Consider the following 20729-nt stretch of genomic DNA (forward strand, 5'->3'; position numbering starts at 1 on the left):
ACTTTATTAATTGATTATCCAATCTTTATTTTACTACAATTTATTAGAAAGACTAATAGAAAAACTCTTTCACGTGATTACCCTAATTGATTTATTCTGGTTTTGTTATTGAAAGCTTGCCATTGTCGACTTGATAGATTGTTAGCGCCTCTGGGAGAATTTGAAGATGGTCTAAGGTGGTGGTTGATACAAAGGTTTGCGTTTTTCCTAAAACGGATTCCAGCAAATCAATTTGTCTCTGGTTATCCAATTCACTCATCACGTCATCCAAAAGCAGGATTGGGTATTCACCAACTTCTTGTTTCATTAATTCAATCTCAGCAAGCTTGACACTTAGTGCTGTTGTTCTCTGTTGCCCTTGTGAGCCATAGATGGAAACCGGATTGTCATTTACAATGAAAATTAATTCGTCACGATGGGGACCAGTCAAGGTGGTTTTTTGAAAGCTTTCACGCTGCCGATCATGCTTTAATTTTTCAAGATATATTGACTGAATGTCACTGTTAAGTGGTAGCTGTGTCTGGTATTCTAATTTTAGCTCTTCTCGACCGTGACTAATTTCTTGATGTAGTGTCTGCGCATTTTTCTCAAGCTCTAAGATGAATCGACCTCTGGCTTCAATGACCTTGCTACCGAAGGCTACGAGCTGTTCGTCTAGAACACTGAGATAAATGTCATCTATTTTTTCGCTTTTGAGATAGCTATTACGCTGTTTTAGAATACGATTATATTGGCTCAAATCGTAAAGATAAATTGGATTGATTTGTCCAAGCTCAATATCAATAAAGCGTCTTCTTTTGGCAGGACTGCCCTTAACCAATTCTAAATCCTCGGGTGAAAATAAAACGACGTTCATTTTACCGATATAGTCAGAGAGTTTTTTTTGCTCTAAATGATTAATTTTGGTTTTTCGTCCCTTTGAGGACAGCTGAATTTCTAAATCCATTTTACCGATATCACGTGACAGGAGACCGCTAACAAATGTACTGGCTTCCTGCCAGCGAATTAGTTCTTTTTCACTTGTTGTTCTTGGGCTACGTGTTAATGCTAAAAAATAAATGCTTTCTAATAAATTTGTCTTGCCCTGTGCGTTTTCACCGATAAAAATATTAAGATTAGGGTTAAATTCCAGCTTTAATTCTTGGTAATTTCTGAAATTTTTCAGAAAAATATTGAGTAGTTTCATAATTATTGTCCTGGGAATTTAGGCTTATTTTTTTGCTTCTTGCTGACAATATTCTTTTGGTTCATTTGCTTCACTAGAGCTTGAATCCGCTTCTTTTCTTCTGAGTCCGCTTTTCTTTCAGCCCTTTGACTAGAATTTGCCTTGATTGTATTGATGGTATTGCCTTCAATCAGCAAAAGCATATCTGGGTAAATTTTACGCCCCCGTCTGATTTCGGGCTCCCCATCTACAATGACTGGATTTTCCGGTAAATAGTATTTTGCCTGTCCCCCGCTTGAAATAATGTTTAAATCTTTGAGCAGGTCGCCAAGTTTAATAAATTCATCAAAAATAATATAATTCATATTTCTCCTTTGTTTAATTAATTTATGCTTTTATTTTGTATACGATATGCGTGCCATTGACCGATGCAGAAAACGAATACACCAATCCAAATGAAGCTAAAGGCGACTAATTTGGTTACGCTATAGGTTTCTTTCAAGATAAAAATGGCAATAAATAGCTGGATGGTTGGGTTAAGATACTGTAATAAGCCAACAGTCGATAGCTTCAAATGCTTTAGTGCTTCTGCATAGAGAATAAGCGGAATAATAGTAATTAGGCCAGATAAAACCGTTAAAATAATGATGTGTGGCGGATATTGCCATAATATCTGGTGCTTTGAAAGGATAAAATAAATTATTGCAACTGGTACCATTATAGCAGACTCAAGGGTCATTGCTGTGACTGTAGAAATTGTTAATCCTTTTTTTATCAGACCATAAAAGGCAAAAGCTAAGGCCATTAGGATAACTGGAAAGGGCAGTCCACCCTGCATGATGGTTAAAAAGCTGACGCCAACCATTGAAAAGCCAAGTGCGATTAGTGTATTTTTTGATAAATGCTCTCTTAAAAAGATCACCGCTAAAAGAACACTTAATAGTGGCATGATATAGTAGCCTAAGCTAACTTCAGTTGCTCGCCCGTGATTGACAGAATAGATATATGTTCCCCAGTTGATAGTGATTAACACTGCGGCACTGAAAATTTTAAGGAGTGCTTTGGGCTGGTGAAAAAGCTGTTTTGTTTCTCGCCAGACGAGCTTCAGCTGTCCAGTGCCTACTAATAAAATTAGCATTGATAAAAAGGAAAAAATAATTCGATAAAATAAAATATCAATCGCATTGACTGTATTTAATGCATGCCAATAAATGCTCAAGCCACCCCATAAGAGATAGCAGATTAAAAGTTGTACCAAGCCTTTATTCAACCGTATGCTCCCTTCTTTATTTACTTTAATTAATTAATAGTATAATAAATTAAGTGATTATTCTAGGAATATTTATACTTTGCAAATGTTTTGATTTTTTGATTACTCAATTGGATAATATGATACAATTTTGGCTAGAAGCCTCGCTGATTATAATTAATAGTTAGTAATGATTGATAGGTATTATAATGCTTTTGAAATGCTGGAAAGGAATTAAAAAATATGTATTTAAACTCTGAGGTAGAGACTGCTCTCTTGGGGCAACGGCTGGGTGAGCAGCTATTTGCTGGCTCAACTGTGATTCTTACGGGAGATTTGGGAGCGGGGAAAACAAGCCTATCTAAAGGCATTGCCAAGGGCTTGGGTGTTAATGAGATGGTAAAAAGTCCGACTTATACAATTGTTCGTGAATATCACTCTGGTCGACTACCGTTCTACCATATGGATATCTATCGAACAGCCAATCAGGTTCAAGATTTGGAATTAGATGATTATTTTTATGGTGATGGTGTCACGGTTGTCGAGTGGGGGGAATTACTTGGTAATTATTTGCCAGAAAGCTTTTTAAAAATCACGCTTTTGCAGTCTTCTGCGGGTCGAAACGTTAATTTTGAAGCACATGGTTTGCGATATCAACCAATCATTGATGACGTAGAGGAGTATTTTTTGAATGAATGATTTAATCATAAGAGAAGCAATTCCAACAGACGCAAAGCAGCTTCTAGCAGTTTTGAAACGGATTGGTGGCGAATCAGAATTTCTAACAATGGATGAAAACGGTGTTGACATCTCAGAGGCGGATGAGGCCTTGGCTTTAGCTGCAATCTATGAGTCGCCAAACAATACCTTGATGGTGGCTCTGGTTGATGATGAAATTGTAGGAACAGTCTCCATTAGTGGCGATTCGCATTATCGTATTTTTCATATTGGTGAGCTGGGCATTAGTATTTTAAGTGAGTATCAGGGCTATGGAATAGGTGGCTATTTAATGGATGCTGTGATTGACTGGGCAATTGAATCGAAGGTGATCAAACGGCTAGAGCTTACTGTGCAAAAGAGAAATAAAAAAGCAGTCCAGCTTTATTTAAGGAAGGGTTTTAGAATTGAAGGCGAGCAGCTGCGTGGTGCGCGATTGCAAAGCGGTGAATATATTGAAGTTTTATCGATGAGTCGATTGATTGATTAGATTAATCGGGTAAATTAGTGAACGAATTAACTAATTATTGAATAAGTAGTATAAAAAAAGTTAAGATTTTGTATAAAATTTCGTAAAACCTTGTTTTTTCTGGTAATATCTGAGAAAATATCCATTATCTAACTAATAGAGGAGAACGGTATGTCTCGTTTAGAGAAACATAAGTCTAAGCCTAAAAAATCTTTGACAAAAAAAATTATTATTATTCTACTAAGTATTTTTGGTATTTCCATAGTTGCCGCTGGGAGTTACATCGCAACGGCTTATTTTGCTGCGGAAAGCTCATTGAAGGAAACCTACGAAAGCTTTGGCAATGAAGCAACGAAGGATCGTGAAGAAGTGCTACAGGCAACACAACCTTTTTCTATTCTGCTAATGGGAATTGATACTGGTGGTGTTGGTCGGACAGATCAGTGGGAGGGTCGAAGCGATTCAATGATGATTGCAACGATTAACCCAACCGAAAAGAAAACAACAATTGTCTCTTTGGACCGTGATTTATTAGTTAATATGGTTGGACCTGAGGGAAATGCAGAGAATGGCATACAGGATAAATTGAATCATGCTTATGCCTATGGGCAAACTGAAATGAGTATTTTAACAATCCAAAAACTACTAGATATTCCGATTGATAAATATGCCATTATTAATATGGATGGTTTAAGTGCGTTGATTGATGCTGTTGGTGGTATCGATGTGGTTAATAACTACGGTGAGTTTACAGTAGAGGATGGCGATTTTGTAGCGACAGTACCAGCAAGTCCAGAGGTTAATGGTGAATTACAAAAGATTCATTTGGATGGTAAAACTGGTTTGGCCTATGCCAGAATGCGTTATCAAGACCCAGAGGGCGATGTTGGGCGTCAAAAGAGACAGCGTGAAGTGGTGACGAAGATACTAGAAAAAATGTTGAGCTTGGATAGTGTTTCTAATTATCAAAAAATCTTGACCGCAGTTAAAACTAATCTTAAGACCAATATTGAATCTAACGCCACTAATATTAAGTACTTATTAGGCTATAAGGATAGCTTTGGTACAATTGATTCTAAACAGCTTCAAGGTTCGAGTACGCAAATTGATGGTATTTATTATCAGATAGCCGATGCGGCTCAATTATTGGAAATCCAAAATGTTTTGAAAACACAGCTTGGTCAGGCAACAGCAGATGTGCTAGATGCAAATATTATTACTTCTGATACATATGGCTATTCGAGTGCAGGCGATACAACTACAAGTAGTGACTATACCTATAATTCAGATTCAAGCGCAGGTACATATTCTGATAACGGTACTGGAGCAGTTACAGATGGTGCTGCTGGTTATCAGTAGGTAATTTGAATTAATAGCTATCGCTAGCATACTAGATAAGCTTAAACGCTTTGGAGTGTGATGAATTTGATCACACTCTTTTTTGTTGAATTAAGCTAAATTTTTTTGTCTTTAATAATTCCAAAAATAAGAATGGTATATGTTATAATGACGATAACCTATCCAAAATATAGAATTATTTAGAGATTAGTTAATAAGAATTATTGCAGCTATTATCAGATAAGGTTGGAAATTTATGCAGTTTACATTTTATTTTTTAATCACATTGCTGATTACTTTTTTGATTTCACTTGGCTTAACGCCAATTGTGAAGCTGATCGTAATTAAAATTGGCGCTGTCGATATGCCCAATGAACGAAGAATTAATAAGGTTCCGATGCCTAGTGCAGGCGGACTTGCAATATTTATTGCTTTTACACTTTCATGCCTGGTGATTTTACCGAAAATAGTTGGTGTTGTTGTCCCGAACATCACCTTTTTAAAATATATTTCACCCTATATTATTGCCTCATCATTAGTTGTGATTACAGGATTAGTTGATGATATCAAGGAAATTTCACCAAAGCAAAAAACCTTTGGCATTGTTGTAGCAGGATTAATCATTTGGTTTTTTACTAAAGCGCGTTTTGATAGTATGACATTGCCGATATTGGGCTTGGTGAAGTTTGACTGGTGGTTATCGTTACTTTTGACAATTATTTGGATTCTTTCACTAACTAATGCTGTTAATTTGATGGACGGCTTAGACGGCTTGGTTTCTGGAGTTTCAATTATCTCATTGACTACAATCGGAATTATTGGTTATTTCTTTTTAGGTGAAATTAATGTTTATGTTTCAATTGCGATTTTTACTTTAATTGCAGCGATTTTAGGTTTTTTACCTTACAATTTTAACCCCGCCAAAATTTATTTAGGTGATACAGGGGCATTATTCCTTGGCTTTATGATTTCAGTTGTTTCACTACAAGGGCTGAAAAATGCAACCTTTGTTGCTGTATTAACACCAATGCTAATTTTTGGTGTACCAATTACTGATACCGTTTTTGCTATTATTCGTAGAAAGCTAAATAATCAAAGCATTACATCGCCCGATAGAATGCATTTACATCATCGATTGATTTCCTTGGGCTTTTCTCATCGTGGTGCTGTTTTAATGATTTATGCAATTACTCTGATTTTTTCATTTATTGCTTTGCTGATTAACGTGTCTAGTAGATTGGGTGCTAGTATGCTGTTAGTTGCCAGCTTAATTGGGGTGGAGCTATTTGCTGAAATGGTTGGTATTTTTGGTGAAAAGCGGACACCGTTGTTAAAGCTAATGAAATTATTAGGTAATCCTAAATATCGTCACTTTATGATTGCACAGCATCGAATACGACGCAATAAAAAAAGAGCCGAAAAAAATAAAGACAACTAGCTTGTCTTTATTTTTTTTGTCGTTCAGCTCGAATATTTTTGATGTGAATAACTGACAGTGTACCGTTTGCAATTAAAAAAATAATAAAAATATACCATTTTAAATCATGAACTATATCGCTTGTCAGCAAAATTAATAGGACAAGAGCGGATAAAATCAAGATACCTGTCTCGAGGATAATCGATTGGGTGTTAAAGAGATTTTTCATAAGGACAATCAAATCAATTGATTGCTTCACCTCCATTATCAATAAACTAAAATTACATTAAACGCTTACGTTTGAGTAAACGAATCATTATAATACAAAAAAGAATAGTACCAAATAAAATAATATAAAAGGCGTAGGGATCATCTGAGCCGGGGATTTTAACATTCATTCCATAAAAGCCACCTACGATTGTCGGAATCGTTAGAACGATGGTTAAGCTGGTTAAGATTTTCATAACGATATTTAAATTATTTGAAACGATAGAGCTAAAAATATCTGATACATTATCAATTAATTTCATTTGCACACGCGTGCTGGAGAGTGCTTGCTTACTCTCAATAATGCAATCGAAGATTTGATTTCTAAATTCATCGTTATTTAATAATCGACCATCATAAATTTCAGTTAAGCCAACAACATTACTTCTCAGCGATTCTTCAAAGAAAACAAGACTTTTCTTTATTTCAACCATTTTGTGTAAGGGTCGATTTTCTGAGCTGGATAAAAGCTCATCCTCTAGCTCATCACTCGCTTTGCGTAATTCTTCAAGATAATAATTGAATTTTTTGGATAAATTAAAGACAAAGGCATAAAATAGCTGTTGAATTAATCTTTCCGGATAGAAATCTTGACTTAAAACAGTATTTAAAAATGTTTTTTGATGATTACTCGCAGTAATAATTTTTTGATTGGCAGTCAGAATAATCGCAAACGGATAGGTTAAAATGGTAGTAATGCCAGGTCCCTTTGTTTCCTTTTTAGGAAATTGTAAAAGGGTTAAAGAGGTTTCAGCTGAATCTGAATTGACCTCAAAACGAGAGTTTTCATTATCGTCTAGAATATCGGTTAGGTAGTCAAGTGGTAATTGATATTCCTGCTTAATTGCCTTAATTTCATTAATATCTGGCTTTTCAAGATGAATCCAAATACATTCCGCCTCATTCAAAGTTTCAATCATTTTGTTATTTTGTATCTTATAGTATGTAATCATCGGGACTCCCGTTAGTTATTATTAATAATAGCTTCATTAGTCAGTATTGTAGCATTAAAATTCATGATAATCAGCTAATCCTTAATTTGTTTTATAATATCATATTTAAAGTTTATATTACGAGTAATATAAATAACTGATGGCGTGGTTATTTTTATTATTTATAGCACACGCTGCCTATTTTTATCCTGTTAGTGCTTGAAATACTTTTAAAAATCGTTATTCTTAATAGATATACGATTAATTGAATCAAGTAACAGCAGTTAGGTTCATTTAATAAAAATAATGAGGTGAGGAATAATGGAAATAATTGAGGCAACTTCAGATTATCTTGTTGATAATATGACAGGTTTAACTGGTAGTGCATATGGCGTAGTTAAGCCTTTGAGCATGGAAGAATTAGTAGAGGCATTGAGATTTGCTGAGGCTCAAAAAATTGGTGTAATCGTCATTGGAGCGAATACAGGTCTCTCAGGGGCAACGCTGCCAGAAAATGGCGAGCTGTTAATTGATCTGAGTGGCTGGAATAAAATAATAGCTTTGGATGAAGCGACAGGCTCTTTAACTGTCGAAGCAGGTGTTACACTTAATCAAATTTATGATTATGTTGAAGCAAAGGGCTATTTTTATCCCCCAGATCCAGGTGCAAAGCAGGCAACGATTGGCGGCAATATCTCAACGAATGCTGGAGGGATGCGTGCGGTTAAATATGGTGTCACCCGTGATTATGTAAAAGCACTTCAGGTGGTCTTGATTGATGGTACAATTTTAGAATTAGGTAGTATTAATCAAAAGGATAGCACGAATTACGATCTTAAGGATTTAATAATCGGCTCGGAGGGTACTTTAGCAATTATTACTAAAGCGACCTTAAAAGTAATCGCACGACCGCAGGTTAGTCAATCAATCTTAATTAGCTTTGATAACCTCGATTTAGCAATTGAAAATGTTGCGGCAATCCTTAAATCAGGTGTTCGACCGGCTTCTGTTGAATTTTTTGAGCGTGAGGGCTTGAAATACTCTGAAATTTATTCAGCGCAGCAGCTATTTATTGAAGATGGCGCTGCATTTATTTTACTTACTATTGATGGTAATTTAGAGCAAGTTGAACGTGAAAAGGAAAAAATCAGTTCTGTTGTCAATAGCTTTCGTGAGCAAATTGAACTAGATGAAGCTCAGACTATTATTGCTTGGCAGCTAAGAGATAATTTGGCTGCAGGTGTTCAAGCCGAAACAATTGCTGAGCCGGTTGATATTGTTGTTCCAACCTCTAAAATTACAGAAACGGTTAAATATCTGAAGGCGCTTGCTAAGGAGACCAGCCTTGAAATCGTGACCTTTGGTCATGCGGGAGATGGGAATATTCATGCTTTAATTTTAAAGAAACAGCTCTCAGCACAGCTTTGGGAGGCTTCATTAACAAATTATCTTGAAAAAATGTATCAGTTTGTCAATCAAATTGGAGGCTTAGCTAGTGCTGAGCATGGTATTGGAACCTTAAAGCGTCCTTATTTTATTAAGCACTTAGATCCAAATCTATACGCACTTTATCAGAGAATTAAATTTGCGTTTGATCCAGAGGGTAGATTAAATGCTGGTAAAAAAATCTAATTTTATTAGTCAATGAGGTGCATTCTCTGCTACAATAGGTGAGATAGAAATTGGAGGGCGACGATGTCTAAGAAAAACAAGGATATTGAGGTTACGGTTACTGATGCAAAAGTCAAGTATCAAGGGCAAGTGAAGGATGGCTTATCTATCAAGATTGGCAAACGAGAAATTGCCGAAGTGATTGCCGTTGATGATAAATTTGCTGTGATTAATAATGGTAAGCTGGAAAATTTATTAAAAACTGAAGCTGAAGCAATTAATCAAGCAATTTTAAACTATAACCTTGGTTAACAATAAAAATTTTGAGTGATTCATTTTATCGTCACTCAAAATTTTTTATTTAAAAATCTAATTTTGCTTGAAATTACCCAGCATTTTTTGATAAACTATTATTTGTCTGATTGGGGTATAGCCAAGCGGTAAGGCAAGGGACTTTGACTCCCTCATGCGTTGGTTCGAATCCAGCTACCCCAGTATTAACTCAAGCTGTCATTGCTGGAAGTATTTGTTGGAAGCTTTTATTTATAATATGTTTATTAATTATAACTATTTAATTGGAGGAAGGATTATCATATCCACCTCCTTTTTTGTATTTTTAGATTAATAAAATGTCTAGCTATTGGTCGAGCTTGGTGTGATGTAAATATAAAGTAAATGTGTATGAAACTGCGGTTATATATTCACTGAAGGCTCAATGGTTTTGTAAAAAAGCGCCTATTTTAATAATTTTTACTTTACCTTTTATTTACTGAAAGCCAATTAGAATTTAAAAACTGTTCTATATAATCTACCTTGTTGCCAAATGCAATGTTAAACATTTTAGGAGGAGATTATTTAGGATGAAGAAATTTAAGTTTAAATCAGCGGTCGTACTGTTTGGTTTACTAGCAGTAGGTGCTTTAGGGGGCACAACGACATTTGCTGAAGGTCCATTGGATGCACCAGCAATCATTCAACCTGCTTCAGCTAATGGTAAAAAAGTGCTTTTTGATAATACACATGCCCAAACAGCAGGCGCAGCAGACTGGGTGATTGACGGTGGTTTTTCAGATTTTGCGAATGCTTTAGGTAATGAAGGCTATTATGTCACTGAATTACGAAAAACAACCCCAATTACACTTTCAGATTTAGAAGCTTATGATGTTTTTGTGATTCCAGAGGCCAATGTTCCATTTAAGCAAAGCGAACAGCAGGCGATTGCTGACTATGTTTCAAATGGTGGTGCTGTCTTTTATATTGGCGATCATTATAATGCTGATCGGAATAAAAATCGAATTGATACAACTGAAGCCTTTAATGGCTATCGACGTGGTGCCTATTCTGATATGACTTCTGGTATGTCTGACGCTGAGAAGAACTCTCAAGCGATGCAGGATGTGGTAAGCAGTGACTGGTTAAGTAATACCTTCGGAATCCGGTTTAGATTTAATGCTATAGATAATGTTAATAGCTCTTCAGTGATTTTAGATGATGCCTACGGTATTTTAAATGGTGTTGATGAGGTGCCGATCCATGCAGGTGCGACTTTAGCCATTACAAATCCGGAAACGGCTCGTGGCTTGGTTTATTTACCATCAGGGCTAACAAGTGCTAATAAATGGAGCAATTCAGTTGACCAAGGTGTTTATAATGGTGGTGGCAAAGAGGAAGGTGCTTATGTTGCAATCAGTAAACGTGGTCAAGGTAAAGCGGCTTTTGTGGGCGATTCTTCAATCGTTGAGGATGCTTCACCAAAGTATGCTAATGAGGAAACCGGTAAAACCAAAAAGACTTATGATGGCTTCAAAGAAGGTGACGATGCAACTTTATTAGTTCAATTGATTGATTGGCTAGGAACTGACGAAGCGTATTCAACGTTCTCTGAGAGTGGTATTTCACTTTCTGAAAAAACACCCATATATGATTATGAAATACCAGAAAATACAACAGAAACACAAAGTGAGCCATGGTCAACCTCTCAGGCTCAGTATAAATGGTATGATCGCTCAACCTTTGCAGCAGGTAGCTACGGCTCTTCAGAGGCACCGGCAGCTACAATTCAATATGGCTTTAATATTGCTAGTACTGTAGCTGGTAAGGAAAATAAGGTTACAATTACACTTTCGGGATTAGCTGCAAATAGTACAGTTGAAGGCTTGGACTTTGGGCTATATACGCCAACAGCACAAAATGGTTTTACCCAAGGTGCCCAAGTTGCTCAAACTAAAATTGGTGATAATGCTTGGAATGAAGCTTTGGGCTATTCTAACCGCTTTAACGTGACTGCAGATGCCGATGGGAATGCTGTTCAAGAGGTTTATTTTAAGGTTGCGACAGAAGGCTCATATAATATTCGCTTAAGAAATAATAAAGCTAATGTCCTGACTCAAGCAATTGTATTGAAAGCAGCAGAAACGCCTGTAACACCTGAAGAACCAGAAGCACCGACGGAAGCTTCAAGCTATGATGTGACAGGTAATATTGAATTTACAGCTTCTGATCAAACTATCTATCCGACAGATCCGGAAAATCCGGCTAATTCTGTTAAGCCTGTGCTACCTGATGGTACATTACCTAGCTATGGCTCAAAAGGTCTGTTGTCAATTGACTATGCCTCTAGCTTTGCTTTTGGTAAACAAGAAATCACTGGTCAAACCAAAACATATGGTGCTCATGCTCAAAAATATCAAGATAGTGATGCTGTTTCTGCCAATTATATCCAAGTCTCAGACCGTCGTGGTACGAATGCTGGTTGGGTATTAAATGTAGTTCAAAATGGTCAATTTAAAACAGCAGCAAATGAAGAGTTAACAGGTGCCAAATTAACCTTAGCGAATGGTAAAATTAATTCTTCACAACTAACAGATGGTGGTTTAACCGACGCACAATTACCTAAAAATTACGTTGCTAAAGCAACAGTTCAAAATGAGCAGGTTACAGGTGGTTTAGAATTAATTCCTGGTCAAAGCTCAGTATTAATGTCTGCTGATCGTGGTCAAGGTAGTGGTATTTGGACACTTGCCTTTGGTTCAACTCAAGATGCAAATATTGGTGTTGATGATTCGATTAAAGATGGTCAATCATCCGTATTCTTAACGATTCCGGGCGTGTCTAATCCACTTACTAAGAATTATCAAACTAGCTTAACTTATCGTTTGTCAATGGTTCCAGCACCTTAGGCTAATTATTAAATTTTCGATTATATCCTATAAGCTGATGGTTGTCGTTCATTTATGTACGTCAGCTAGTCAGCTTTTATGAATTTATTAGCCCAGTTATTTATTAGGAGTAAAGATTTGAAAATTAGGAAATTAGTATTTATATTAGGTATTTTAATTGCCTTCTTGGGTTTTGAGGGAAAAGCTAACGCTAACGTAATTGACTTTGCCGTTGAACCAGTTTTACCGAATAATCAAATTAGCGATGAATCAAATTTTTTTCATCTTAAAATTGATCAAGGGCAGCATCAAGCACTAACAATCAAGCTTTTTAATAATACTGCAAAAAAAATTACTCTGAATGCTACTGCAAGCATAGCGACGACCAATGTTAATGGTGTGGTTGATTATAGTCCCACTGTGAATCAAGCAGACGCCTCATTTGCTTATTCAATAAATGATTTAGTTGACTTACCGACAGAGATTTTACTTGAAGCAAACGAAACAAAGGATTATACCTTTGAAGTGAAGATGCCAGCAAATCAAATATCAGGTGTACTAGCATTTGGTATTACTTTTCAATCCAAAGCGGCGCATTCAAATACTGATAAGCTAGATGGTACAACAATCAATAATCAATTTGCTTATGTTGTGGCGGTTTTAATGCAACAAGATGAGCAAATTTCTGACGTACCTGAATTAAAGCTTGCTACTGTCTCTGCCACTCAGCTGAATAATCGAAATGCGATTGTTGCCAATTATCGAAATCTAGCGGGAGCCTATTTAAATCAAATGAAGGTTGTGACTAAAATTTACCAAAAATCAACTGGTAAATTGGTTTATGAGCAGACCAAGATAGAAATGCAGATGGCACCAAATTCTCACTTTGACTATCCAATCTTTTTAAATGGTGCTGCCCTCAAAGCAGGGGATTATCAATATCAGTCTACCGTTTATGGCAATGAGAAAACAGGTTCCGCTAGTAATGAAGCCGACAAGTATGATTATCAATGGTCTTTTAAGAATGATTTTAAAATTGAGACAGCTGAAGCCAAGGCTCTGAATCAAACTGATGCAATGGTTGCTTCCAATCATCAATCTAATATATTATTAATCGTTTTAGCAGTGATGATAGTATTATTATTAATAGTTATTGCTTATTTATTAACCCGAAAAAAAATAAATAAAGATTTACAGTAAATTTACGAAAAGCAGACAGATTTTTGAAATCTTTTGTATAAAATTGTTTTGTTGCCGTAAGCGGCGACCAATTTAAAAAATAATTAAATGGTGCTGTCAACAGACTAATTACCTTAAATTTAATAATGCGTAAAAGGGTCTGCGTAAACAACAGCTTGCTTGGAATTCAAAGGAGAAATAATGTTTAGTAAAAAAATGAAAAAGAGTTTATTCGCTATGGGAGCGTTAGCAACATTAACAATGTCATTAACAGCTTGTTCTTCAAGTAATAATGAGGCCTCAGAAGAATCTAAGGATGTGAGTGAATTAAATGTTATGTTTGTTCCTTCAAAAAATCCTGATGATATTGTAACAGCTACGGAGCCTTTGCAAAGCTTATTGAAGGATGAATTAAAAAAAGAAGGCTACAATGTTGAAAAAGTTAATATTACAGTAGGTACGAATTACGAAGCAGTTGGAGAAGCCTTGGCCTCTGGGACCGCAGATGTGGGCTATGGCGTTTCTGGTGGGACCTATGCTCTATATCAGGATGATACCGATGTTATTTTGACTGCTACTCGTGCTGGCTTAGATAAGGATAGTGAAAATGCGAAAGACTGGAATGACGGTAAAGCAACTGAAACAACCGATAAGCAAGCGACTTCATATCGTTCATTGATTATCGCTGGACCATCTGCAAAAGGACAAGAACTAGCTAAAAAAATTAATGCTGGTAAGGAATTAACTTGGGACGATTTAAGTAGTGCCAATTGGGGACTAGCCTCAACAACCTCTTCTGCTGGTTATATTTATCCATCACTTTGGTTAGATGAAAATTATAATCATAATATTACTGAATTAACAACAACTGTCCAAAATGATTCATATGGCTCTGGTTTTGCGCGTTTAGCATCAGGTCAAATTGATGTTTTACCAGTTTATGCAGATGCACGTCGTGATTTTGTAGAGGCATGGACAAAGGAATATGGGAAATCTGATATTTGGACAGAAACTAATGTTATAGGTGTAACGCCAGCAATTTACAATGATGCAATTGTGGTTTCTAAGAATTCAAAAACGATTACAACTGGTCTTAAATCAGCATTACAAGAAGCTTTGATTAACTTAGCAAAAACTGATGAGGGTAAAAAAGTAATCGCCATTTATTCACACGAAGGTTATAAGAAAGCTACAAACGATGACTATAAATCAGAAATTAAGGCACAAGAGCTGATGAAGGCAAATAGCTAGAAATCAGTGATTTAATCATAAATTAGAATATTAAAAGTGTTTCTGTAGCGTTGTTACTTGTTCATTAGAAAAATATCTAATGATAACAATTACAGGAACACTTTCTATTTTTAATCCATTTTAAATACGATGAATTAGGAAAGAGAAAACGAAATGATAAAATTTGAAAATGTTTCAAAAATTTACCCTAATGGTGTTAAAGGGCTTGATGATATTAGCATAGAGATTCAGCAGGGTGAATTTGTCGCGATTATTGGTGCTAGTGGCGCTGGAAAGTCGACTTTAATTCGGACAATTAATGGTTTAAATGATATTACATCAGGGATTTTAAATGTTAATGGTTTAGAGGTTTCTAAGTTAAAGGGTAAGGATTTAAGAAAATTTAGACGTTCCATTGGTATGATTTTTCAATCGTATAATTTGGTGCCTCGTGTTACTGTTATTCGGAATGTTTTGAGTGCTCGAGTACCGGAAATATCTTTTATCAAGGTTTTATTCGGCATTTTTTCTAAAGTAGATAAACAAATCGCTTTAGAGTCTCTTAGTCGTGTTGGAATATTAGATAAGGCATTTATCAGAACAGACCAGCTTTCTGGTGGTCAGCAGCAGCGTGTCTCCTTAGCAAGAACCCTTGCTCAAAATCCGCAAATTCTTTTGGCGGATGAACCCGTTGCTGCTCTAGATCCAGTTACCGCCAAAGAAGTGATGGATGATTTCAAACGTATTAATGAAGAACTAAATAAAACGGTTTTGATAAATATTCATCATGTTGAGCTTGCATTATCCTATGCCACTAGAATTGTGGCTGTTAAACAGGGCAAGATTATTTTTGATGGGCCAACCGAGGCGGTAAGTCAGGAAATATTAGATGAGATTTATCGAAAAGAGGCGATTGTGCATGAATCTGTATGATAAAATTTTCAAGCCGAAACGTTATGTTTTAGCGAATCAGGAGGTTGTTGAGGAGAAGGCGACTAGAACGCCAATTTATGCTGTTCTGTTTATTGTGATTATTGCTTTAGCGTTTCATATTACTGAATTTGATTTTGTGAAATTAGTTCAGAATGGGCGCCAATTTTGGCAAATATTATTTGCAATGTTCCCACCAGAAGTATCATATCTAGATAAAATTATTTCACCATTGCTAGATACGATTAAAATGAGCTTCATTGGTTCAATTGTAGGCTGTATTTTAGCGGTCCCCTTTGCCATTTTAGCGGCTGATAATATTGTTCATATCAAATGGCTTAATCAGCTAGTAAGAATTATTTTTACGGTTATGCGAACCCTGCCGACTTTGGTCACAGCTTTAATCGCAACTTATATCTGGGGATTAGGTACCTTTGCGGGCACAGTCGCAATTTTTATTTTTTCCTTTAGCTATATGGGTAAGCAATTATTTGAACAAATAGAAACCGTTGATATGGCAGTTTTTGAAGCTATAGAAGCGCTTGGGGCCTCTAAGGCTAAAGCATTTGTCGTCAGTGTTATCCCTCAGTTATTGCCAATCTATCTTTCGACAGCTTTATTTAATTTTGAGGGTAATGTTAGATATGCAGCAATTTTAGGATACGTTGGTGCAGGTGGGATTGGTGTTATTTTAAATGAGAATATTGCTTGGCGGGATTATCAAAATGTTGGCATGATTCTTTTGACCCTGCTTGTTGCTGTGATTTGCATTGAAACAATCAGTCAACAAATCCGTGCCCGTTTAACCTAATTTTGGGGTTGAACGTAAATAATAGTTCATTATTAAAAAGTTAGGAAAATTATGGAAAATTTATTAATACAAAAATATTTGGATAAAAAATCAAATAAAATTTTTTATTATCTCGGAATCCTTGTTATCTTATTACTGATTTTTATTTGGTCTGCTTCAGTCATTAAAATACAACCCTTATCAAAGGATGGTGTGCAGATTGCTAAAAATATTTTTAAAGGTATTTTCCACCCAGACTTAGCATTTCTGTTTGATTTTTCTAAATCTGGTGTACTTTATCTATTGCTAGAAACCATTGCTATTGCTATTTTGGGAACAATTGTTGGCGCGATCATTGCGGTGCCCTTATCATTTTTATCCGCAACGAATATGATGCCTAAAGCAATTGCCTATGTGATTCGTTTCTTAATCATGGCGATTAGAACAGTACCGCCCTTTGTTTATGGCTTGATGTTTATTCGTGTAACTGGTCCGGGTGCCTCAGCAGGTGTTTTGACATTAGGGTTTGTTTCAATTGGGATGATTTCCAAGCTGTTTATTGAGACGATTGAAGATTTAGATAACGGTATTCTTGAATCCTTAGACGCAGCGGGTCTATCGTTTTTTCAAAAAATTCGTTTTGGCATTATTCCACAGCTAAAGGCTGACTTCTTTTCAATTTTACTGTATCGCTTTGACATGAATTTACGCGATGCGACTATTTTAGGTCTGGTCGGCGCAGGCGGCATTGGTGCACCTTTAATTTTTGCAATGAATGCTTATAAATGGTCTCAGGTTGGCTCTCTATTGATTGGCTTATTCTTTTTGATATTAATAGTTGAAACGATCTCATCACATATTCGGAATGCTTTATTGAAAGGATAAATCATTATGCAGTCGTTTAAAATATATTATACCTCAGATATTCATGGCTATCTTTTCCCAACAGATTATACCGATCAACAGGAAAAGGCGCTTGGCTTATTAAAGGTTATCGCTAATTTTAATAAGGATGGCAATACTTTGATTTTAGATGGTGGGGATATTTTTCAAGGCTCACCCTATATTAATTTTTTCCAAAAAAAGCAGAATTATGAACAGGGTGTTGCTCAGCTAATGAATGCAGCAGGTTATGATGTGATTACCTTAGGGAATCATGATTTTAACTATAGCTTTCAAGCACTAAAGGAAAACCTCAGTCATATTGATGCCAAAGTAAGTGCTGTCAATGTAACAGATGCATCAGGGAATCTGCTCTTTCCGACCGTTTTAAAAACCTTGGAAAATGGGCTTAAGGTAGGTATTGTCGGGATTACCACTGATTTTACAAATATCTGGGAAAATCCGCAAAATATTGTTGATATTCGGATAAATAAACCATTTGAAGCAGCAAAGGTAGCACTCGAAAGCATTAAGGACAAGGTTGATGTGACGATTTGCCTTTATCATGGTGGCTTTGAAGCGGATTTAGTAACTGGTGAGCTGCTTTTTGAATCAGGGGAAAATATTGGCTATAAAATTGCGAAGGAGCTGAGCTTTGATTTGCTTTTAACCGGTCATCAGCACGCTTCAATTGAAGGGCAATATTTATTTGGTACATACATTGTTCAGCCAACAAATATGGGGAAAAATTATTTTGAAATTGAAGGTTGTTTGGTTGAAAATAATCTTAAAATCAAAAGTAAGCTTAAAATACCTAACAATTCCTATGATAAAAACTTAGCAGAAAACCTACTCCCTCTTGAGCAAGAGGTACAAAATTTTTTAAGTCAGCCTATTGGTCATCTCCCAGTATCAATTGCCAAGCAAACACACTTGGAATTTGCAACAATGGGTAGTCCATGGGTTGAGCTCGTTGGAGCAGTAGAAATGCTAAAGGGTAATGCTGATATTGCCGTGGTTAGCTCGTTTAATCAATTAAATTCGATTCCCAAGTCATTAACGATTCGTGATATTATGAGCAACTATCCCTATGATAATACTTTATATATTGTAAAGATGAATGGTCGAATGCTTAAGCAAGCAATCGAGCATTCTGCGGAATATTTTTCTTATGTTCAGCATGAGGGAGTTGTTTTAAATCCCCGCTGGCTCTCACCAAAGCTTGAACATTATAATTATGATTTTTTTATTGGTATTGAGTATGCTTTAGATATTCGTCGTCCTGTGGGCAATCGTGTGGTGAGCCTAAAATATCATCAGGCTGATGTTCAGCCAACGGACAGTTTTGTGGTTGCTTTAAATAATTATCGTGCCTTGGGTGGTGGTGGTTATGAAATTTATCAGCAGGCCAGCTCTGTCTTTAATACTGGCGTTGAAATTCAGCAGCTTCTCATTGATTTTATTCAAAATAACTCTAAGGCGAAGCTACCATATCAATTAAAATTTACTGTTTTACCATAAATACGGTGTTGTTAATAAAGTCATTTTTAAAGAGGCATGACCAAAAAACGTTTAATGATGTGAAAAAGCTGATTTAGTATTTTAGATAAGGTTCGGCAATTTGCTTGCTTTCCTACACCATTGCCGCATTGAATTACGAAATTATGAAAATAGACAAGGACTTATGTCTCAGCCTCATTTTTAGAATTAATAGTTATATTATTGGCTTAAAGCCACTGTGGTTCATTCTGATGAGTTAGATATGCTACCTGTTTAGCCTGATAATAATTAATTTTTCTTTTGATAAATTTTTTATTTTCATTTAATTGATTGATTTGTTGTTCGATGTTATCCTGCTGCTTGATCAATGCGGTCAAGAGGCAATCAAAATTATTCTCAATTTTTTCATTTTCAAAAAACGTTTGGATTTGTTTAATTGTCATGCCCGTCTGTTTGAAGCATTGAATGGCACCCAAACGATCAATATCTGCTTGAAAATAAACACGATGCTTACCCTTTCGTTCAATAGGGTCTAAAAGACCAATTGTTTCATAATATCTTAAGGTAGACGGTGCTAAATTAAATTTTTGGCTTAATTCACGAATTGTAAAGCTTGTTTGTCTTTTCAAATGTTTCTCCTTATTATTTATGCTTTACTTAAAGGATACTTTAAGTGTTAGACTAAGTAAAGCTAGAGAAAATATTATGAAAAGAGGTTATTAATAATGTATCAAGCAAGTGAAAATCGTTATGAAAAGATGCTTTACCGTCGAGTGGGTCAGTCAGGACTGAAGCTTTCAGCTTTATCATTAGGCTTTTGGCATAATTTCGGTGATGTCGATGACATAGCTAATCAAAGAGCAATCATGCACCATGCATTTGATAGCGGTATCACTCATTTCGATTTAGCTAATAATTATGGTCCACCAGCAGGGTCTGCTGAAAGCAGCTTTGGTCGAATTATTAATGAAGATTTTAAGGCATATCGTGATGAGTTAATTATTTCTTCTAAGGCCGGTTTTAGTATGTGGGAAGGACCATATGGAAAAGGTGGCTCTAAGAAAAGCATTATCGCCAGCTGTAATCAAAGCTTGGAAAGGATGCAGCTAGATTACCTTGATATTTTTTATCATCATTGCCCAGATTCTGAGACAATACTTGAAGAGACGGCGCATGCATTAGATTTATTGGTACGTCAAGGTAAGGCACTTTATATCGGTATTTCTAATTATTCTCCTGAGCAGACTCAAGCAATCACTGAGTATTTTAAAGCATGGCAAACCCCTTTTATTATTCATCAGCCTCAGTATAATATGTTCAATCGTAAGATTGAAACAGCACTTTTAGATGTACTGGCGCAACAGGGATTAGGTGCAATTGTCTTTAGTCCTTTAGCTCAAGGCTTACTGAGTAATCGATACTTAAATGGTATTCCAAAGGATTCCCGAGCACATCGCTCCGATAGCCCATTTCTAAGTGAAGATCAAGTCGATGCAACCATAGCTAAGATTAGGCAATTAAATGGTTTAGCTCAAGGTAGACAGCAATCACTTGCACAAATGGCATTGGCTTGGAATTTGAGGAATCCGACAGTTGCTAGTGTTTTGGTTGGTGCTTCTAAAGTAAGTCAGTTAGAGGATAATTTAAAGGCACTAAACAATCTAGAATTTACCGAAGTAGAATTAGATTTAATTAATCAAATTTTGAAATAATGCGAAATGGGTTTGGGACCAAAGTCCTAGCCCCTTTTGTATTGTTTGTAATTTACGGAGGACAATGCGACAATGACTCGTCTATTTTTCACAGCTTTGATCAGAGATGGAAAGCACCTTGGTTGACGGGCTTTCTCTCTCAAAGCTGTTCAAATAGTTACGTCATCCGGTCAGACAGAAAAC

General features: G+C 36.0%; 19 protein-coding genes and 1 tRNA gene. 15 read left to right on the forward strand and 5 right to left on the reverse strand.

All coding sequences use genetic code 11. The features are described 5' to 3' along the window. Nucleotides 1–91: 91 nt before the first annotated feature. The 3 genes from recF to rarD are packed head-to-tail and all read right to left on the reverse strand — an operon-like array spanning nucleotide 92 to nucleotide 2435. Nucleotides 92–1186, reverse strand: coding sequence for a DNA replication/repair protein RecF (gene recF, locus HOY35_RS05380; protein ID WP_172211074.1), 1095 nt, complete (start codon nucleotides 1184–1186; stop codon nucleotides 92–94). A 2-nt stretch (nucleotides 1187–1188) separates the two neighbouring features. After that, nucleotides 1189–1530 (reverse strand): RNA-binding S4 domain-containing protein, encoded by a 342-nt coding sequence (locus HOY35_RS05385; RefSeq protein ID WP_172211076.1) that lies wholly within the window; start codon nucleotides 1528–1530, stop codon nucleotides 1189–1191. Between the two features lie 17 nt (nucleotides 1531–1547). Further along, nucleotides 1548–2435: an EamA family transporter RarD gene (rarD, locus tag HOY35_RS05390; protein WP_172211078.1), complete on the reverse strand. Its 888-nt coding sequence runs from the start codon at nucleotides 2433–2435 to the stop codon at nucleotides 1548–1550. 222 nt (nucleotides 2436–2657) lie between these two features. Between rarD and tsaE the strand changes: the two genes are divergently transcribed. From tsaE to HOY35_RS05410, 4 genes are all read left to right on the forward strand, one after another. Then, a complete protein-coding gene (gene tsaE, locus HOY35_RS05395) occupies nucleotides 2658–3113 on the forward strand; it encodes a tRNA (adenosine(37)-N6)-threonylcarbamoyltransferase complex ATPase subunit type 1 TsaE (protein WP_172211087.1) in 456 nt (151 codons plus the stop codon). Further along, nucleotides 3106–3621 carry a GNAT family N-acetyltransferase gene (locus HOY35_RS05400; RefSeq protein ID WP_172211089.1) on the forward strand — a complete coding sequence of 172 codons (516 nt, stop codon included), beginning with the start codon at nucleotides 3106–3108 and terminating at the stop codon, nucleotides 3619–3621. Before tsaE ends, HOY35_RS05400 begins: the two co-directional genes overlap by 8 nt. Nucleotides 3622–3771: 150 nt before the next feature. Next, a complete protein-coding gene (locus HOY35_RS05405) occupies nucleotides 3772–4959 on the forward strand; it encodes an LCP family protein (protein ID WP_172211091.1) in 1188 nt (395 codons plus the stop codon). A gap of 235 nt (nucleotides 4960–5194) precedes the next feature. Then, a complete protein-coding gene (locus tag HOY35_RS05410; protein WP_172211093.1) occupies nucleotides 5195–6376 on the forward strand; it encodes a glycosyltransferase family 4 protein in 1182 nt (393 codons plus the stop codon). Between the two features lie 260 nt (nucleotides 6377–6636). Here HOY35_RS05410 and HOY35_RS05415 read toward each other — a convergent pair whose 3' ends face one another. Continuing rightward, on the reverse strand, nucleotides 6637–7575 hold the full coding sequence (locus HOY35_RS05415; protein ID WP_172211095.1) for a magnesium transporter CorA family protein: 939 nt from the start codon (nucleotides 7573–7575) through the stop codon (nucleotides 6637–6639). 300 nt (nucleotides 7576–7875) lie between these two features. Between HOY35_RS05415 and HOY35_RS05420 the strand changes: the two genes are divergently transcribed. The 10 genes from HOY35_RS05420 to HOY35_RS05465 all read left to right on the forward strand — a co-directional run bounded on the left by HOY35_RS05420 (nucleotide 7876) and on the right by HOY35_RS05465 (nucleotide 18855). After that, a complete protein-coding gene (locus tag HOY35_RS05420) occupies nucleotides 7876–9186 on the forward strand; it encodes an FAD-binding oxidoreductase (protein ID WP_172211097.1) in 1311 nt (436 codons plus the stop codon). A gap of 63 nt (nucleotides 9187–9249) precedes the next feature. Further along, nucleotides 9250–9477: a DUF2969 domain-containing protein gene (locus HOY35_RS05425; protein ID WP_172211099.1), complete on the forward strand. Its 228-nt coding sequence runs from the start codon at nucleotides 9250–9252 to the stop codon at nucleotides 9475–9477. 111 nt (nucleotides 9478–9588) lie between these two features. Continuing rightward, nucleotides 9589–9660, forward strand: a tRNA-Gln gene (locus HOY35_RS05430). Nucleotides 9661–10025: 365 nt separating this feature from the next. Beyond that, nucleotides 10026–12344: a WxL domain-containing protein gene (locus HOY35_RS05435; protein ID WP_172211101.1), complete on the forward strand. Its 2319-nt coding sequence runs from the start codon at nucleotides 10026–10028 to the stop codon at nucleotides 12342–12344. 117 nt (nucleotides 12345–12461) lie between these two features. Beyond that, a complete protein-coding gene (locus tag HOY35_RS05440; RefSeq protein ID WP_172211103.1) occupies nucleotides 12462–13523 on the forward strand; it encodes a DUF916 and DUF3324 domain-containing protein in 1062 nt (353 codons plus the stop codon). A gap of 240 nt (nucleotides 13524–13763) precedes the next feature. Then, on the forward strand, nucleotides 13764–14753 hold the full coding sequence (locus tag HOY35_RS05445; protein ID WP_249641493.1) for a phosphate/phosphite/phosphonate ABC transporter substrate-binding protein: 990 nt from the start codon (nucleotides 13764–13766) through the stop codon (nucleotides 14751–14753). A gap of 153 nt (nucleotides 14754–14906) precedes the next feature. Then, nucleotides 14907–15665, forward strand: coding sequence for a phosphonate ABC transporter ATP-binding protein (gene phnC / locus HOY35_RS05450; protein WP_172211105.1), 759 nt, complete (start codon nucleotides 14907–14909; stop codon nucleotides 15663–15665). Then, nucleotides 15652–16473: a phosphonate ABC transporter, permease protein PhnE gene (gene phnE / locus HOY35_RS05455; protein WP_172211107.1), complete on the forward strand. Its 822-nt coding sequence runs from the start codon at nucleotides 15652–15654 to the stop codon at nucleotides 16471–16473. Before phnC ends, phnE (HOY35_RS05455) begins: the two co-directional genes overlap by 14 nt. Before the next feature lie 51 nt (nucleotides 16474–16524). Further along, nucleotides 16525–17337, forward strand: a complete 813-nt coding sequence (gene phnE, locus HOY35_RS05460; RefSeq protein WP_172211109.1) for a phosphonate ABC transporter, permease protein PhnE — start codon at nucleotides 16525–16527, stop codon at nucleotides 17335–17337. Between the two features lie 6 nt (nucleotides 17338–17343). Then, nucleotides 17344–18855 (forward strand): bifunctional UDP-sugar hydrolase/5'-nucleotidase, encoded by a 1512-nt coding sequence (locus tag HOY35_RS05465; protein WP_172211111.1) that lies wholly within the window; start codon nucleotides 17344–17346, stop codon nucleotides 18853–18855. A gap of 206 nt (nucleotides 18856–19061) precedes the next feature. Here HOY35_RS05465 and HOY35_RS05470 read toward each other — a convergent pair whose 3' ends face one another. Next, a complete protein-coding gene (locus tag HOY35_RS05470) occupies nucleotides 19062–19463 on the reverse strand; it encodes a MerR family transcriptional regulator (RefSeq protein WP_172211113.1) in 402 nt (133 codons plus the stop codon). 96 nt (nucleotides 19464–19559) lie between these two features. Here HOY35_RS05470 and HOY35_RS05475 point away from each other — a divergent pair, with 96 nt between their 5' ends. Beyond that, a complete protein-coding gene (locus HOY35_RS05475; protein WP_216656327.1) occupies nucleotides 19560–20546 on the forward strand; it encodes an aldo/keto reductase in 987 nt (328 codons plus the stop codon). The last annotated feature ends 183 nt before the right edge of the window (nucleotides 20547–20729 follow it).

It is taken from the genome of Enterococcus sp. MMGLQ5-1, from assembly GCF_013155265.1.
Taxonomy (GTDB): domain Bacteria; phylum Bacillota; class Bacilli; order Lactobacillales; family Streptococcaceae; genus MMGLQ5-1.

Excerpts from the sequence above, each read along its gene's own strand:
- recF (WP_172211074.1), bottom strand. The coding sequence starts at position 1,186 with ATGAAACTACTCAATATTTTTCTGAAAAATTTCAGAAATTACCAAGAA.
- HOY35_RS05385 (WP_172211076.1), bottom strand. The coding sequence starts at position 1,530 with ATGAATTATATTATTTTTGATGAATTTATTAAACTTGGCGACCTGCTC.
- tsaE (WP_172211087.1), top strand. The coding sequence starts at position 2,658 with ATGTATTTAAACTCTGAGGTAGAGACTGCTCTCTTGGGGCAACGGCTG.
- HOY35_RS05400 (WP_172211089.1), top strand. The coding sequence starts at position 3,106 with ATGAATGATTTAATCATAAGAGAAGCAATTCCAACAGACGCAAAGCAG.
- HOY35_RS05405 (WP_172211091.1), top strand. The coding sequence starts at position 3,772 with ATGTCTCGTTTAGAGAAACATAAGTCTAAGCCTAAAAAATCTTTGACA.
- HOY35_RS05410 (WP_172211093.1), top strand. The coding sequence starts at position 5,195 with ATGCAGTTTACATTTTATTTTTTAATCACATTGCTGATTACTTTTTTG.
- HOY35_RS05415 (WP_172211095.1), bottom strand. The coding sequence starts at position 7,575 with ATGATTACATACTATAAGATACAAAATAACAAAATGATTGAAACTTTG.
- HOY35_RS05420 (WP_172211097.1), top strand. The coding sequence starts at position 7,876 with ATGGAAATAATTGAGGCAACTTCAGATTATCTTGTTGATAATATGACA.
- HOY35_RS05425 (WP_172211099.1), top strand. The coding sequence starts at position 9,250 with ATGTCTAAGAAAAACAAGGATATTGAGGTTACGGTTACTGATGCAAAA.
- HOY35_RS05435 (WP_172211101.1), top strand. The coding sequence starts at position 10,026 with ATGAAGAAATTTAAGTTTAAATCAGCGGTCGTACTGTTTGGTTTACTA.
- HOY35_RS05445 (WP_249641493.1), top strand. The coding sequence starts at position 13,764 with ATGTCATTAACAGCTTGTTCTTCAAGTAATAATGAGGCCTCAGAAGAA.
- phnC (WP_172211105.1), top strand. The coding sequence starts at position 14,907 with ATGATAAAATTTGAAAATGTTTCAAAAATTTACCCTAATGGTGTTAAA.
- phnE (WP_172211107.1), top strand. The coding sequence starts at position 15,652 with ATGAATCTGTATGATAAAATTTTCAAGCCGAAACGTTATGTTTTAGCG.
- phnE (WP_172211109.1), top strand. The coding sequence starts at position 16,525 with ATGGAAAATTTATTAATACAAAAATATTTGGATAAAAAATCAAATAAA.
- HOY35_RS05465 (WP_172211111.1), top strand. The coding sequence starts at position 17,344 with ATGCAGTCGTTTAAAATATATTATACCTCAGATATTCATGGCTATCTT.
- HOY35_RS05475 (WP_216656327.1), top strand. The coding sequence starts at position 19,560 with ATGTATCAAGCAAGTGAAAATCGTTATGAAAAGATGCTTTACCGTCGA.